13 protein-coding genes and 1 pseudogene are annotated in these 14,788 nt (G+C 68.7%); 10 read left to right on the forward strand and 4 right to left on the reverse strand.

Annotation, left to right across the window (positions count from 1 at the left end):
* Positions 1 to 88: 88 nt before the first annotated feature.
* A complete protein-coding gene (gene secA, locus C882_RS10655; protein ID WP_009540602.1) occupies positions 89 to 2,812 on the reverse strand; it encodes a preprotein translocase subunit SecA in 2,724 nt (907 codons plus the stop codon).
* A 271-nt stretch (positions 2,813 to 3,083) separates the two neighbouring features.
* Between secA and C882_RS10660 the strand changes: the two genes are divergently transcribed.
* The 5 genes and pseudogenes from C882_RS10660 (at position 3,084) to C882_RS10675 (ending at position 7,063) form a co-directional block, all read left to right on the forward strand.
* Positions 3,084 to 3,950: a peptidylprolyl isomerase gene (locus C882_RS10660; RefSeq protein WP_009540603.1), complete on the forward strand. Its 867-nt coding sequence runs from the start codon at positions 3,084 to 3,086 to the stop codon at positions 3,948 to 3,950.
* A gap of 115 nt (positions 3,951 to 4,065) precedes the next feature.
* Complete coding sequence (argJ, locus tag C882_RS10665) at positions 4,066 to 5,319, forward strand: bifunctional glutamate N-acetyltransferase/amino-acid acetyltransferase ArgJ (protein ID WP_009540604.1); 1,254 nt, start codon at positions 4,066 to 4,068, stop codon at positions 5,317 to 5,319.
* A pseudogene (locus C882_RS25875) lies at positions 5,316 to 5,825 on the forward strand (GNAT family N-acetyltransferase); the annotation flags it as partial. The gene argJ and the pseudogene C882_RS25875, both read left to right, overlap by 4 nt.
* Positions 5,826 to 5,879: 54 nt before the next feature.
* Entirely contained in the window at positions 5,880 to 6,317 is a 438-nt protein-coding gene (mutT, locus tag C882_RS25880) for an 8-oxo-dGTP diphosphatase MutT (RefSeq protein ID WP_456059066.1), read from the forward strand.
* Between the two features lie 200 nt (positions 6,318 to 6,517).
* A complete protein-coding gene (locus C882_RS10675; protein ID WP_009540606.1) occupies positions 6,518 to 7,063 on the forward strand; it encodes an NUDIX hydrolase in 546 nt (181 codons plus the stop codon).
* A gap of 416 nt (positions 7,064 to 7,479) precedes the next feature.
* On the opposite strand, the gene C882_RS10680 is transcribed toward C882_RS10675, so the two are convergent.
* Together C882_RS10680 and ubiA are read right to left on the reverse strand one after the other, a co-directional pair.
* A complete protein-coding gene (locus C882_RS10680) occupies positions 7,480 to 8,157 on the reverse strand; it encodes a class I SAM-dependent methyltransferase (protein WP_009540607.1) in 678 nt (225 codons plus the stop codon).
* Entirely contained in the window at positions 8,154 to 9,086 is a 933-nt protein-coding gene (gene ubiA, locus C882_RS10685; RefSeq protein ID WP_009540608.1) for a 4-hydroxybenzoate octaprenyltransferase, read from the reverse strand. Before ubiA ends, C882_RS10680 begins: the two co-directional genes overlap by 4 nt.
* Positions 9,087 to 9,164: 78 nt before the next feature.
* On the opposite strand from ubiA, the gene C882_RS10690 reads away from it, so the two are divergent.
* From C882_RS10690 to C882_RS10710, 5 genes are all read left to right on the forward strand, one after another.
* Entirely contained in the window at positions 9,165 to 9,938 is a 774-nt protein-coding gene (locus tag C882_RS10690; protein ID WP_009540609.1) for a 16S rRNA (uracil(1498)-N(3))-methyltransferase, read from the forward strand.
* Between the two features lie 62 nt (positions 9,939 to 10,000).
* Positions 10,001 to 11,377: a glutamate--cysteine ligase gene (locus C882_RS10695; protein WP_009540610.1), complete on the forward strand. Its 1,377-nt coding sequence runs from the start codon at positions 10,001 to 10,003 to the stop codon at positions 11,375 to 11,377.
* 72 nt (positions 11,378 to 11,449) lie between these two features.
* Complete coding sequence (locus tag C882_RS10700; RefSeq protein ID WP_009540611.1) at positions 11,450 to 12,772, forward strand: App1 family protein; 1,323 nt, start codon at positions 11,450 to 11,452, stop codon at positions 12,770 to 12,772.
* A 59-nt stretch (positions 12,773 to 12,831) separates the two neighbouring features.
* Positions 12,832 to 13,455: a glutathione S-transferase family protein gene (locus C882_RS10705; RefSeq protein ID WP_009540612.1), complete on the forward strand. Its 624-nt coding sequence runs from the start codon at positions 12,832 to 12,834 to the stop codon at positions 13,453 to 13,455.
* Positions 13,456 to 13,558: 103 nt separating this feature from the next.
* A complete protein-coding gene (locus C882_RS10710; protein ID WP_009540613.1) occupies positions 13,559 to 14,128 on the forward strand; it encodes a PRC-barrel domain-containing protein in 570 nt (189 codons plus the stop codon).
* Between the two features lie 13 nt (positions 14,129 to 14,141).
* Here the strand turns inward: C882_RS10710 and C882_RS10715 are convergent, their stop codons facing one another.
* The gene (locus tag C882_RS10715) at positions 14,142 to 14,750 is read right to left on the reverse strand and encodes an SAM-dependent methyltransferase (protein ID WP_009540614.1); all 609 of its coding nucleotides are present in this window, start codon (positions 14,748 to 14,750) and stop codon (positions 14,142 to 14,144) included.
* Positions 14,751 to 14,788 lie beyond the last annotated feature (38 nt).

Genomic DNA, 14,788 nt, shown 5'->3' on the forward strand with positions numbered 1-14,788 from the left:
GCGACTCTCCCCGTAATTCGGCTCAAGGATACGCCCAAAGGCGCACCCTTGCAACCGAACGTGGCGGGCCCGGCCCGATGGCGCGGCCTCAGGCCAGGGCACCGTGGCAGTGCTTGAACTTCTTGCCGGAGCCGCAGGGGCAGGGCTCGTTGCGGGCCACGCGGCCCCAGGTTTCGGGATTCTTGGGGTCGCGGTCGCCCGACTGCATGGCCGGGTGGCTGCGCGGCACGCCCGGCACGCCGCCGCCGCCGACGGCCTGCTGCGGCTCGGCGTGCTCGGCCTGCATGGGTGCCTCGCGCTCCTGCGGGCGAATCTGCTCGGGCTTGCGCTCCGTCTGCAGTTCCACATGCGACAGGGTGGTGGTGACGCGCTCGCGCAGATGGACCAGCATCTTCTGGAACATCTCGAAGGCTTCCGCCTTGTACTCGTTCAGCGGATCGCGCTGGGCGTAGGCGCGCAAGGAAATGCCCTGGCGCAGGTGGTCGAGCCCCAGCAGGTGCTCCTTCCAGACCGTGTCCAGGATCTGCAGCAGGATGGACTTTTCCACCATGCGCCAGATGTCCGGGCCGTAGTTGGCGGCCTTGGCGCGCATGCGCTCGTCGGAGGCCTTGGTCAGGCGCTCGCGCACCTCTTCCTCGGCGATGCCCTCCTCGTCGAACCATTCGGTGATGGGGGCGTCGATGGCCAGCACGCGGAGCGTTTCCTCGTGCAGCAGCTTGGCGTCCCACTGCTCGGGCATGGCCTTGGGCGGGATGGCGCGGTGGACCATCTCCTCGATGACCTCGTGGCGCATGTCGATGACGTCCTGGTGGACGTCTTCGGCCTGCATCAGTTCGCGGCGCTGTTCGTAGATGACCTTGCGCTGGTCGTTCATCACGTCGTCGAACTTGAGCAGGTTCTTGCGGATTTCGAAGTTCCGCGCTTCCACCTTGCTCTGGGCCTTTTCCAGCGCCTTGTTGATCCACGGGTGGACGATGGCTTCGCCTTCCTCCAGACCCAGGCGCTGGAGCATGCCCTCCATGCGCTCGGACCCGAAGACGCGCATCAGGTCGTCTTCCAGCGACAGGAAGAAGCGCGAGGCGCCGGGGTCGCCCTGGCGGCCCGAACGGCCGCGCAACTGGTTGTCGATGCGGCGGCTTTCGTGGCGTTCCGTGCCGATGACGAACAACCCGCCGGCATCCAGCGCGATGTTCTTCTTGTCCTCGATGTCGGCCTTGATGGCGTCGACCTTGGCGTCGTATTCGGGCGTATGGGGCTCCAGCCCCTCGCACTCGCGCCAGACGCGCAGTTCCAGGTTGCCGCCCAGCTGGATGTCGGTGCCGCGGCCGGCCATGTTGGTGGCGATGGTCACCGCGCCGGGAATGCCGGCGTCGCCGACGATCTGGGCTTCCTGATCGTGGAAGCGGGCGTTCAGGACGTTGGGCTTGATCTTCTTGGTGCGGCGCAGGAGGTCCGCCAGGTATTCCGACTTCTCGATGGAGGTCGTACCCACCAGCACCGGCTGCTGGCGCCCGTTGGCCTCGGCGATCAGTTCCACGATGGCGTCGTACTTTTCGCGCGCGGTGCGGTAGACCTCGTCGTCCTGGTCGTCGCGGACGAAGGGCTTGTTGGTGGGGATTTCCACCACTTCCAGCTTGTAGATTTCCGCGAATTCGCCGGCTTCCGTCATGGCCGTGCCGGTCATGCCGGCCAGCTTGGGGTACAGGCGGAAGAAGTTCTGGAAGGTGATGGAGGCCAGCGTCTGGTTCTCGGCCTGGATGGTCACGCCTTCCTTGGCCTCCAGCGCCTGGTGCAGGCCCTCGGAGTAGCGGCGGCCTTCCATCATGCGGCCGGTGAATTCGTCGATGATGACGATCTTGCCGTCCTTGACCACGTAGTCCACATCGCGCGTGAACATCATGTGCGCCTTGAGCGCCTGGTTGGCGTGGTGCAGGAGGCTGACGTTGTCGATGTCGAACAGCCCGCCTTCCTCAAGCAGACCGGCCTCGCGGAGCAGCTGCTCCATGTGCTCGGTGCCGCTCTCGGTGAAGGTGATGGCGCGGGCCTTCTCGTCCTTCTCGTAGTCCTCTTCCGTCAGGCTTGGGATCAGCGCGTTGACGGCGGTGTACATGGCCGACCCGTCTTCCGCCGGGCCCGAGATGATGAGCGGCGTGCGCGCCTCGTCGATGAGGATGGAGTCGACCTCGTCCACGATGGCGAAGTTGAAGGGCCGCTGGACCATGTCCTCCAGGCGGAACTTCATGTTGTCGCGCAGGTAGTCGAAGCCCAGCTCGTTGTTGGTGCCGTAGGTGACGTCGCAGGCATAGGCGGCGCGGCGCTCGGCATCGGACATTTCGTGGACGATGCAATCCACGCTCAGCCCCAGGAAGCGGTAGACCTGGCCCATCCAGTTGGCGTCGCGGCGGGCCAGGTAGTCGTTGACCGTCACCACGTGCACGCCCTCGCCGGACAGGGCGTTGAGGTAGACCGGCAGGGTGGCGACCAGGGTCTTGCCCTCGCCGGTCTTCATCTCGGCGATACGGCCCTGGTGCATGACGATGCCGCCGATGAGCTGCACGTCGAAGTGGCGCATGCCGAGCGAGCGCTTGGCGCCCTCGCGCACCACGGCGAAGGCTTCGGGCAGGATGTCGTCCAGTGTGGCGCCCCCGGCCAGCTTTTCGCGGAATTCAGCGGTCTTGCCGCGCAGGGCGTCGTCGGAGAGCTGTTCGAAGTCGGCTTCGAGCGCGTTGATCTGGTCGACGGTCTTGCGCAGAGACTTGACGATGCGGTCGTTCGCGGTGCCGAAGATCCGCCGGGCGATGGCGCCGATCATGGGGATGGTTACCTCGGACGTAGACTGTAGAAGAGAGGCGGACGCCTTTCCGGACGCTGAAACACATAGAGCGGCCCCGCTTCTGTGTCAACGCAGGTGGGGCGCGCCGCGCCATGCCGGGGCGGACCTTGCGGGCGGGCGTCCGATGTGGTGATCTGTCCACCCTTAATTTCGCCGGAAAGCTGTGGCGGTCTTTGTGCCGCGTTGCGCCGCCTCCGGCGTTGCATAGACGAAAGACACTTTTCACCCAAGGCCCCGAAGGAGCCCGTCCATGGTATTCAAGTCCCTGCGCGCCGCCCTGTTCGCCACCGCCATCGCCCTGCCGGCCGTCGTCGCCGCACCGGCGCCGTCCTTCGCCCAGGACGAAGACCCGGTCGTGGCCCGCGTCGGCGACCAGGAAATCCGCCGCTCGGAACTGCAGGCCATCAAGCAGGGCATGGCCGAGCAGGTGCCGCAGGTCGCCATGATGCCCATGGAGGCGGTCTTCCAGCCGCTGGTGGAGCGCGCCATCGACAGCATGTTGCTGACCCAGGCGGGCCGTGACGCCGGACTGGCCGACAGCGAAGAGGTCCAGAAGCGCCTGGAAGACGCCAAGAGCCGCATCATCCAGCAGGTCTACCTGGAGCAGATGATCGACGAGGAACTGACCGACGCGCGCATCCAGGAAGCCTACGAGCAGTTCAAGCAGCAGACCCCGGAAGAACCCGAGGTGAGCGCCCGCCACATCCTGGTCGAGACCGAGGAGAAGGCGCAGGAAATCATCGACAAGCTGGAAGGCGGTGCCGACTTCGCCGAACTGGCGAAGACCGAGTCCACCGGCCCGTCGGGCGCCAAGGGCGGCGAGCTGGGCTGGTTCAAGAAGGGCGACATGGTCGAGCCCTTCGCAGCCGCCGCCTTCGCCATGGAGCCGGGCGACATCAGCGAAAGCCCGGTGCAGACCCAGTTCGGCTGGCACGTGATCAAGGTGGAAGACCGCCGCACCGCCGAGGCGCCGCCGCTTGAGCAGGTGGAAGGCCAGCTCCGCCAGCAGCTCGCGCAGACGGTGGTGGCCGAGAAGGTTCAGGCTCTGCGCGAGGACACCGAGGTCGAGATCTACGGCCCCACCGGCAAGACCGAGGGCGACAGCACCGCCGAGTAACGGCATACTGCGCCCCACGCGGACGCAAGACCGGCGGCGGCTTCTGGGTCAGGAGCCGCCGCCGCGCCGTCCGGTCCCTGTTTTCAACCCCCGTTCAGCGAGCCCCGCGTCGATCATGAAGGTGCCCGTTTCTCCCCTGGCTCCCGCCCAGTTCCCCGCCATGCCGGCGATGACCGGCGTGTCCTTCGCCGCCCACGCCTGCGGCATCCGCTACAAGGATCGCGACGACCTGCTGCTGATGGTCCTGCCGGCGGGCACCACGGCGGCGGGCGTGTTCACGCGGTCCAAGTGCCCCTCGGCGCCGGTGGACTGGTGCCGTCAGGCGCTGGAGGACGGCAAGCACCGCGCCCGCGCCGTGCTCATCAACGCCGGCAACGCCAACGCCTTCACCGGCTCGGCGGGCATGGCCTCGGTGGAGCGCACGGTGAAGAAGGCGGCCGAGGTCATCGGCTGCGATCCCAGCCACGTCTTCGTCTCGTCGACCGGCACCATCGGCGAGGACCTGCCCGACGAGCGGATCACGAAGAACCTGGAAACGGTGTTCGCCAAGGCCATGACCGAGGGCGAGGCCGGCCGCGACTGGAAGAGCGCGGCGGCGGCCATCATGACCACCGACACCTTCCCCAAGGGTGCGACCCGCACCGCCGAGATCGACGGCGTGACGGTGACGCTGAACGGCATCGCCAAGGGCTCGGGCATGATCGCGCCGGACATGGCGACGATGCTGTCTTATGTGGTCACTGACGCCGCCATCGGTGCGGACGCCCTGACCGCGGTGCTGCGCAAGGCCACCGACAGGACCTTCAACTGCATCACGGTGGACAGCGACACCTCGACATCGGACACGCTGATGCTGTTCGCGACGGGCTCGGCGGGCAACAAGCCGGTGAAGGACGCCGACGACAAGCGCTTGAAGGGGTTCAAGACGGCGCTGGAGGACCTGCTGCGCGACCTGTCCCACCAGGTGGTGCGCGACGGCGAGGGCGCGTCCAAGTTCGTGGAAATCCGCGTCACGGGGGCGGACGGCAACAAGGCCGCCAGGCGCGTCGGGCTCTCCATCGCCAACTCTCCGCTGGTCAAGACCGCGATCGCCGGCGAGGACGCCAACTGGGGCCGCATCGTCGCCGCCATCGGCAAGGCCGGAGAGAAAGCCGAACGCGACAAGCTCGCGATTTCCGTCGGCGGGGTGACCATCGCTGCCAAGGGCCGTGCCGTGGAAGGCTATGACGAGGCGCCGGTGGCCGCCCACATGAAGGGCACCGACATCCTTATCGAGGTCGACCTGAACATCGGCAAGGGCAAGGCCACGGTCTGGACCTGCGACCTGACCCACGGCTATATCGACATCAACGGGTCCTACCGCTCATGAACAGCCTCCCCGGCCTGGGAGACGAGTCGGACGGCGGCTGCTGGTCGGTGTTTCCGCTGACCACGGCCCGCCTGCGCCTGCGCCCCCTGCGGCTGGAGGACGCGCCGGCGGTGCGGGTCTGTGTCTCCAGCGCATCGGTGGCGACCCGCACCATCGACATCCCCCACCCGCTGCCCGAGGGCGCGGAAATCGTCTTTCTGCGCGAGGTCGTCGACGACCGCTCCGCCGGCAAGGGCGTCGTCTGCGCCGTCGAACGGCCGGAGGACGGCGCGCTCATCGGTGCGTGCGGGCTTCTGCGCATAGACCCGGCGGCCGGCACGGCCGAGGCCGGCTACTGGATGGCCGAGTCCGCCTGGAACCAGGGCTACGCCGGAGAGGCGCTGGCGGCCGTGCTGGCCTATGCCTTCGACGACCTGAAGCTTGCCCGCGTCACCGCCACCGCGCTCGAGGACAACGCGGCCTCGCTGCGCGTGCTGGAGCGTGCCGGCTTCCGCCTTCTGGGGACGGAGGAGCGGCCGTCCCAGGCGCGCGGCGGGCCGTGCGTTGTGCGGCTGGCGGAGATCACCGCGGACGCCTTCGACGCCGGACGACGGGCGCGGCTCAAGACCGTGCTGGTGGCTGCCGTCGCCCTGGTGGATGCCGACAACCGCATCCTCCTGGCCCAGCGGCCGGAGGGCAAAAGCATGGCCGGGCTGTGGGAGTTTCCCGGCGGCAAGGTCGACCCCGGCGAGACGCCCGAACGCGCCCTGATCCGGGAGCTGGACGAGGAACTGGGTATCGACGTGACGGGAAGCTGCCTCGCCCCGCTGACCTTCGCCAGCCACGGCTATGCCGACTTCCATCTGCTGATGCCGCTCTACGTCTGCCGCCAGTGGAAAGGCCGGCCCGAGCCGCGCGAGGGGCAGAAACTGGCCTGGGTCCGTGCCAACCAACTGCGCGACTACCCGATGCCGCCGGCCGACATTCCGCTGATCCCGATCCTGCAGGACTGGCTTTAGAGCGTAGCTCGGCCACGTCCGTGGACGAGCCCCGCGAATAGGGCCGCAAGTGCGACCCCGCGCCGGTCAGGCGCATGAGGTTGCGTGCCGACTGAACGCCAAGTGCCGCGCAGCGGCACGCATGGACTCGCCGAGGCTTGTAAGCCCGCGCCGAAGGCCGCACATTATCCGGCATGACGGACAGGATGCGGACTTCTTCCATGGATGACGTCACCGAGGCCCCGCGCGGGCCCGTGGTGGAGCGCGTGCCCGAGGGTGACGAGCGCCCGCGCATGGTCTGCGACGATTGCGGGTTCATCAATTACGAAAACCCCAAGATCATCGTCGGCGCCGTGGTCACCTGGGGCGACAAGTACCTGCTCGCCCGCCGCGCCATCGAGCCGCGCAAGGGCTTTTGGACCATCCCCGCCGGCTTCATGGAACTGAACGAAAGCGCCGAGGCGGGTGCGGCCCGCGAGGTGATGGAGGAAGCCCAGGCCGAGGTGGAGGTGGGCGCGCTGCTGGGCGTCTACAGCCTGCACCACATCAACCAGGTCCACCTGATCTACCGTGCCGAAATGACCACCCCCGACCACGGCGCCGGCTACGAAAGCCAGGAAGTGGCGCTGGTGGACTGGGCGGACATCCCCTGGTCCGAGTTGGCTTTCCCCTCGGTCCGCTGGGCCCTGGAAGCCCACCACCGCCACCGCGGCGAGACCAACTTCGCACCCGAGACCTGCCCGGAAATCCCGCACCGGATCGAGTAGCGGCCGGGCAGGGTGCTTTTGCGCTGCCCGCAAAGGGAAGTGGTGCGAGGAGCACGGCTCCTCGCGCTCCCGCTTAGGGGCTGCGGCAGGGCCATGGTTTCGCAGCGGCGAAGGATTTTGTAAGCTATTGTAATAGAAGGGAATGCTCGCCCCACCCGCGAAAGAGGCTGTCAGGGCATCGGTACGGGCACCGGAGGGGTGCGGCAGGATGGTTGGGGCCGTATGTGGATTCCTGCTTTCGCAGGAATGACGATCATTTCCATGTTATACAACAATAGCTTAAAAAGATCCGTCGTCCCTGCGAAAGCAGGGGCCGTCCACGCATGGAGGCTCGGAGGCGTCCGCCTCCGGGCGGGGGCGCGCCAGAGGCGTGCCAAGGAGGATCTCGCGGCAGCCCAAGCGGCGCCAGCAGCCGCTCACGCCTCCGCCAGCACCCGGTACACCGCCGTCGCTCGCCGGTCCCGGTCTTCCAGGTCCGTGTTGGTGGGCACGATGTACTCCGCCAGCGTTTCCAGTCCCGACGCCGGGCGGTAGGCGCGGCCGGGATCGGCCATGATGATCACCGCACCCTCGGCCGCCCGTGCCCGCAGCCAGGCGAGCACCTTCTCGGCCATGGGTTTTTCGTAGCAAACGTCGCCGGCGACGATGACGTCCCACAGGCCGGCGGCGGTGGGGCGGGTCTCCAGCACGTCGTCCTCGCGCACCGTCAGCCGCACGCCGTTGGCCTCGGCGTTGAGCGCCATGGCGCGGCGGGCGACGGGGTCGATGTCGGCGGCCTCCACCGATGCCGCGCCGGCCAGCCCGCAGGCGATGCCGATGAGGCCGCTGCCGGCGGCGAAGTCCAGGACCCGGCGGTTCCGCACAAGCCAAGGATTGTCGAGCAGGTAACGCGCGGCGGCCTGTCCGCCGGGCCAAGCGAAGGCCCAGTAGGGCGGCGGCACGTCCAGCGATTCGAGCTGGTGCTGGGTCGCCTGCCACAGCGGCGTCACCTCGGTCGCCAGGTAAAGGCGCACTTCGGGCACCAGGGGCGGGCGCGAGAGCGCCGTCTGCTCCCGGATGAAGGTGTCGTGGCTGCGCGCTTGCGCGAACGTCACGCCGGACCGGCGCCGGTGGCCTGGCCGATGATGATGGCAGCCAGGAACATCCAGCCGAAGTAGCGGTTGGACTTGAACTTGCGCAGGCAGTCGGGGCCGTCGTGGATGTCCACGTCCACCGCCTGCCACAGCAGTTGCCCGCAGGCCAGCAGCGCCAGCGGATAGAACGGCCATCCCAGCCCCGCCAGCCAGCCGGCCAGGATCAGCAGGGTCGACGTCACCGCGTAGGTGAGGAAGAGGAAGGGCACCGTGCGCTCCCCCAGCTTCAGCGCGGCGGACTTCACGCCGATGATGATGTCATCTTCCTTGTCCTGGTGGGCATAGATGGTGTCGTAGCCCAGCGTCCAGAACAGGCCGGCGATGTACATGACCACGGCGGCGGGATGCAACTCCCCCTGCACGGCGGCCCAGCCCATCAGCGCGCCGAAGTTGAAGGTCAGCCCCAGCCACGCCTGCGGCCAGTAGGTGATCCGCTTCATGAACGGATAGGTGCCCACCAGCGCCAGCGACGCGACGCCGAGCAGGATGGTGAAGGTGTTCAGCTGGATCAGAACCATCAGACCGATCAGCAGCTCCAGCCCCAGGAACGCCAGCGCGCCGAAGACCGTGACGGCGCCCGAGGGGATGGGGCGGGCGGCGGTGCGCTCCACCTTGCCGTCGAAGTTGCGGTCGGCGAGGTCGTTGACCGTGCAGCCGGCCCCTCGCATGACGATGGCGCCGATGCCGAACAGCGCCATCAGCCCCCAGTCGGGCCAGCGGCCGGGCGACGCCATGGCGATGCTCCACCAGCAGGGCAGCAGCAGAAGCCATGTGCCGATGGGGCGGTCGAGCCGCATCAGCTTGAGGTAGGGGCGCAGACGCACGGGCGCGAACCGGTCCACCCAGCCGTCCACGGGCATGTCGCCGACGAGAAGTTTGCCATTCGCCATGGGCCGATTCATATACAAGGACCGCCCGCTGCTCAAGCCGGCGGAGTCGCGACCACGCCGAAAGAGGTGCCGTTTTCCATGTCCGAGACGCTCGCCCGCCCGCGCTATCGCCTGTTCGTGGAGGCGGACCTGACCGAAGGCGCCGCCGTCGACCTTCCCCAGGCCCAGGCGCACTATCTGGGCACGGTGATGCGCGCGAAGGACGGCGAGACGGTGGCGCTGTTCAACGGGCGCGACGGCGAATGGCGGGCCGAGATCGCGCGCGTGTCCAAGAAGGCCGCGACGCTGACGGTGGCCGACCGGATGCGGCCGCAGGCACCGGAGCCCGACGTGTGGCTCTGTTTCGCGCCGTTGAAGAAGGACGCGACGGACATGGTGGTGCAAAAGGCCGTGGAGCTTGGCGTCTCGCGCCTTCAGCCGGTGATGACGGCGCGCACCAACGCCTCGCGCTTCAACACCGAGCGCGCGCGGGCCAACGCCATCGAGGCCGCCGAGCAGTGCGAGCGCCTGACGGTGCCGGAGGTGGCGGAGCCCGTCGCCCTGCCCGACCTGCTTGCGGGCTGGCCGGAGCGCGCGCCGGGCCGCCCGCTGTTCATCGCCGACGAGACGGGCCGTGGCACCCCGCTTTCCGACGTGGCGGCGGGGTCCGAAGGGGCCATTGCCGCATTTGTGATCGGGCCGGAGGGCGGTTTCGCCCAATCGGAACTTGACCATCTCCGCAGCCTGGACTTTGTTGTTCCCGTCGGCCTCGGCCCGCGAATTCTGCGGGCGGAGACGGCCGCGCTTGCGGCGCTGACCGTCTGGCAGGCGGTGCGCGGCGACTGGCGATCCGGCGGTCCTGCCTTCCGCTGAAGCGTCGGGCTCATGCGCCGCGTTCCTTCCATCTTCACGCCTTCCCATCGGAGCCCCCGTCCATGTCCGGACCCTCCAAGCCGAACCTGCAACCCGTCACCGGCCGCGACGACCTGGTGGCCTGGCTGGAGAGCGGCTGCAAGCCGGCCGAGGACTGGCGCCTGGGCACCGAGCACGAGAAGTTCTGTTACCGCCTGTCGGACAAGGCCCCGCTGCCCTACGCCGACCCGGCCGGCGGGCCGGGTATCCGCGACATGCTGAAGGGCCTGGAGGCCTATGGCTGGACGCCGGTGACCGAGGGCGAGAACGTCATCGCCATGACGCGCCCCGACGGCAGCTCCATCAGCCTGGAGCCGGGCGGGCAGCTGGAGCTGTCGGGCGCCCCGTTGCGCACCGTGCACGAAACCTGCACCGAGGTCACCACGCACCGCCGCCAGGTGCGCGAGGTGGCCGAAAGCCTGGGTGTGGGGCTCATCGGCCTGGGCTTCGCGCCCACCTGGAAGCGCGACCAGATGCACTGGATGCCCAAGGGCCGCTACGCCATCATGAAGGCGCACATGCCGCGCGTCGGCCAGCTTGGGCTGGACATGATGCTGCGCACCTGCACCGTGCAGGTGAACATGGACTTCGCCAGCGAATCGGACATGGTGAAGAAGTTCCGCGTCGCGGCCGCGCTGCAGCCCGTGGCGACGGCGCTGTGGGCCAATTCGCCGTTCACGGAAGGTCGGCCCAACGGCTATCGCAGCTACCGCGCCCACATCTGGACCGACACCGACAACCAGCGCGCCGGCTTCCCCGAGTTCGCCTTCGAGGACGGATTCGGGTTCGAGCGTTATGTCGACTACCTGCTGGACGTGCCGATGTATTTCGTGGTGCGCGACGGCAAGTTCGTTGACCTGGCCGGCCGCTCCTTCCGCGATTTCATGGAGGGCAAGCTGCCCGAACTGCCTGGCGAGACGCCCACCATGGGCGACTGGGCCGACCATGCCTCCACCGCCTTCCCCGACGTGCGCATGAAGAAATACATGGAAATGCGCGGCGCCGACGGCGGCCCGTGGAGCCGGCTGTGCGCCCTGCCGGCCTTCTGGGCGGGGCTTCTGTACGACACGCAGTCGCTGGATGCCGCCTGGGACATGGTGAAGGACTGGACGGCCGAGGAGCGCGCCGCCCTCCACGCCGGCGTGCCGGGGACCGCGCTAAAGACCCCCTTCCGCGACGGCACCGTGCAGGACCTGGCGCTTGAGGCTCTGCGCATCTGCCGCGACGGCCTGGGCCGCCGCTCCATCCTGTCGGCCGACGGCGCCGACGAAAGCGGCTTCCTGGAACCCCTCCAGCGCATCGCCGAAAGCGGCCAGACGCCGGCCGACGAGCTTCTGGAAGCCTTTGAGAAGCAGTGGAACGGCAGCCTGGAGCCGCTGTGGGCAGCCTACGCCTATTAGGGCGGCGCGAAACGGGGGATGATTCCACCCGTTGATACGGCAAGGACCCGTATCACCGGAAGGATGCGCCCCATGCCCGGCTCCGGCTTTTTCAAGCGCCTGTCGAAAGCCACCTATTCCGCCGCCCGCCTGGCGGCGCGGCCCGTGCGGCATTCCGCCGGCAAGGGCGGCGTGGTGGTTCAGCCTTACCGCGGCTATGGCTCGCGCACGGAAATCTTTCTTATCGGCCGCGTCTTCCGCCAGAGCGGGCGCAACGCCGGCGACGGTGACGAGTCGCTGCGCCGCCATCTGCGCGACATCGGCCGCCGCGTCTCCCGCCGGGGGATCGAGGGCGCGAAGATCGCCGCCTGCTTCAAGGGCGCCTCGCAGGAGGTGGAGACCGACGCCGACGGCTATTTCCGCATCCACCTGCGCCTCGCCGAGCCGGTGGAGGACGGCCGGGAATGGCACGCGGTGCGCCTGACCCTGGAGGAGCCAGAGCCGGTCGAGGCCGAGGCGCAGGTCTTCATCCCGCCCGATCACTGCCGCTATGTGGTCATCAGCGACATTGACGACACCATCATGTACACGGGCGTCGCCAACCGCCTTGGCATGCTGTGGCGCCTGTTCGTCGCCGATGCCGACAGCCGCACTGCCTTTCCCGGCGTCTCCGCCTTCTACCGCGCGCTGCACGACGGGGTCAGCGGGGACGAGAAGAACCCCATGCTCTATGTCTCGCGGGGGCCGTGGGGCATCTACGACATGCTGGACACCTTCTTCCAGGCGCGGAACATTCCCGTGGGGCCGATCCTGTTCCTGCGCGAGTGGGGCCTGCGGTGGAGCAGCCCGCTGCCACGCAAGGCCGTCGACCACAAGCGCCAGCTCATTGATCGCATGCTGGGCCTCTACGACGACCTGCCGGTGATCCTCATCGGCGACAGCGGCCAGCACGACCCCGAGGTCTATCGCCAGATCATCCACGACCACTGCGACCGCATCCTGGCAGTCTACATCCGCAACGTCTCCAAGGACGAGAGCCGGGTCGGCGAGATCGAGGCCATGGCGGAAGAGGCGGTGGAAAAGGGCTCCAGCCTGCTGCTGGCGTCCGACAGCACGGCCATGGCCGAACACGCCTGCGGCCTGGGGCTCATCACCCGCGACGCCGTGGAGTCGGTGCGCCGCCGGGCGCAGTCGGCGCACGAGACGCACGTGGTCCAGGCCGAAACGCCCGAGGACGCCGACGCGGCCGTGGAAGCCGAAGCCGCGCCCGATGCCCCGGAGGAGCCCGCCAACGTGGTGGTGGAGCCCGGCCGGCACCACGCCGGAATGCACCCGCGTGAAGGCGACGAGGCGCGGGCCCCGCGCGCGCCCGCGTCCGGCGCCGGCGCCGGCCACGACTCCCGTAGCGGCCCTTAACCCGAACCGATCGGTCGGGTATTCTGGCGGCGGAATGTCCTGAAGGAGGGTTGCCGCCCATGCGTCTCTACTATTCCCCCGGCTCCTGCGCCCTGGCGCCCCACATCGTCATCGAGGAAACGGGAGCGGATTACGAGCCCGTGCGCATCACGCTGGCCAAGGGCGAGCACATGACCGACGCCTTCGGCGCCATCAACCCGCGCCGCCGGGTGCCGGTGCTGGAACTGGACGACGGGCAGGTCCTGACGGAGACCCACGCCATCATGTGCTACCTGGCCGATTCGCACCCCGACGCCAAGCTGATTCCGACCGATCCGCTGGGGCGGGCACGGGCGCACGAGTGGATGAACTGGCTGGCGTCCACCGTTCATGTCACCTTCGCCACCTTTTTCCGCCCGGAGCGCTTCCTGGGCGAGGGGCAGGCGAAGGAGCCCATGCAGGCGGCGGCACGGCAGCGCTACGACGCCCTGATGCACGAGATCGACGGCCGCCTTCCCGGGGAGGGGTTCGCGCTCGGCGGCTTCTCGGTGGTGGACGCCCACCTGACGGTCTTCCTGCGCTGGGCGGCGCGCATGGACCACGATCCGGCAAGCTATCCGACCTATCAGGCCCTGGTGCGCCGGGTGCAGGACCGGCCGGCAGCGGCGCGGGCGCTGGAGATCGAGGAGTTGCCGCCGCTGTAAGGACCGCTTCCACCAACGACGAACGATCCCGGACAGGCGTGGCGCGTTGATAATAATCCAACGGCCGTTGAAAGGACGGCCCGACGCGCCAAGGGAGACGCCCATGAGGACCCCGTTTCGCCGCACCATCGCGCTCGCCGTACCGCTGATCGCCTTCGCCGGACTGGCGGCGGCCGCGGAGCCCGCCAAGGACACGAAACCGGACGAAAGCTGGATGGGCCAGTCCGCGACTGAGCAGAAGCAGGCGCCGACGGCCGAGCCCCAGGCCGAGACCGTTCAGAACCCCGTCCCCAAGGCGGACCAGGCCGCCACGGCCGCCCCCGCCGACGCCGACGCGCCCGGCGTGACCGAGGAGGAGGTGGAGGAGGTCAACGCGGCCACCGATCGCTTCGTCGACCGCATGATCGCCGCACAGGACGGCGGGTCGGCGCGCCTGGGCGACCTGATGGGCCGTCCGGTTCATGCCGCGGACGGTCAGGCCGTGGGCGATCTGGACGACGTGGTCGGCGACGCCGAGGGCAACCCGCGCCTGTCGCTCGCCTTGAAGGGTGACTGGGTCCCCGCCGGACGTAACACGCTGATCGTCCCCGTCGACGACGTCAGTGTCGACGCCGACGGCCGGGTCGTCGTGCCCTACTCGCGCACCGAACTGGCGGAGATGGCCGGGGACTGACCTCGCGCGTTCGCTATTCAGGCCGCCGCGCCACCAGCCGGGTCGTCCGCGCCTCGCCCTGGTGCAGCGGGCCTTCGTCCAGGTGCGGCGCGGCCTCCTCCAGTTCCAGGATATCCATGCCCTGGAAGTCGGCGGCGAGCGTTTCGGCGTCGAACAGCATGTCGCGCACCGGCGGGCCGCCGCTGGTCAGGCCCAGGTCGCGCTGGGCCGGATGGAAGCCTTCCATGATCAGCAGCCCGCCGGGCTTGAGCGCGGCGTACATGGCGTGGTGCATGTCGCGGCGAAGCTCCGGCGCGAAGTGGATGAACACGGCCACCACGGCGTCGAAGGTGGACACCGGCCAGCGCCAGTCGGTCAGGTCGGCCACCTGGGCGCGGATGTTCACCCGGCGGTCGAGCGCCAGCTTCAGCGCCTTCTGCACCCCCACCGCCGAGCCGTCGACGGTGGTCACGCGCATGCCCTGCTGGGCCAGCCAGACGCCGTTGCGGCCCTCGCCGTCGGCCACCGCCAGCACCTCCATCCCGCGCTCCAGCCGGTGGCGCTGCGACACCAGGAAGGCGTTGGGTTCGGTGCCGTAGGCATGGGCGTGGCCGGCGAACTTGTCGTCCCAGAAGGCGGACATGCGGGGCTCCGTGACGTGGATGGGTGCCCTGGAAGATG

The sequence above is a fragment of the Caenispirillum salinarum AK4 genome, from assembly GCF_000315795.1.
Taxonomy (GTDB): domain Bacteria; phylum Pseudomonadota; class Alphaproteobacteria; order Rhodospirillales; family Rhodospirillaceae; genus Caenispirillum; species Caenispirillum salinarum.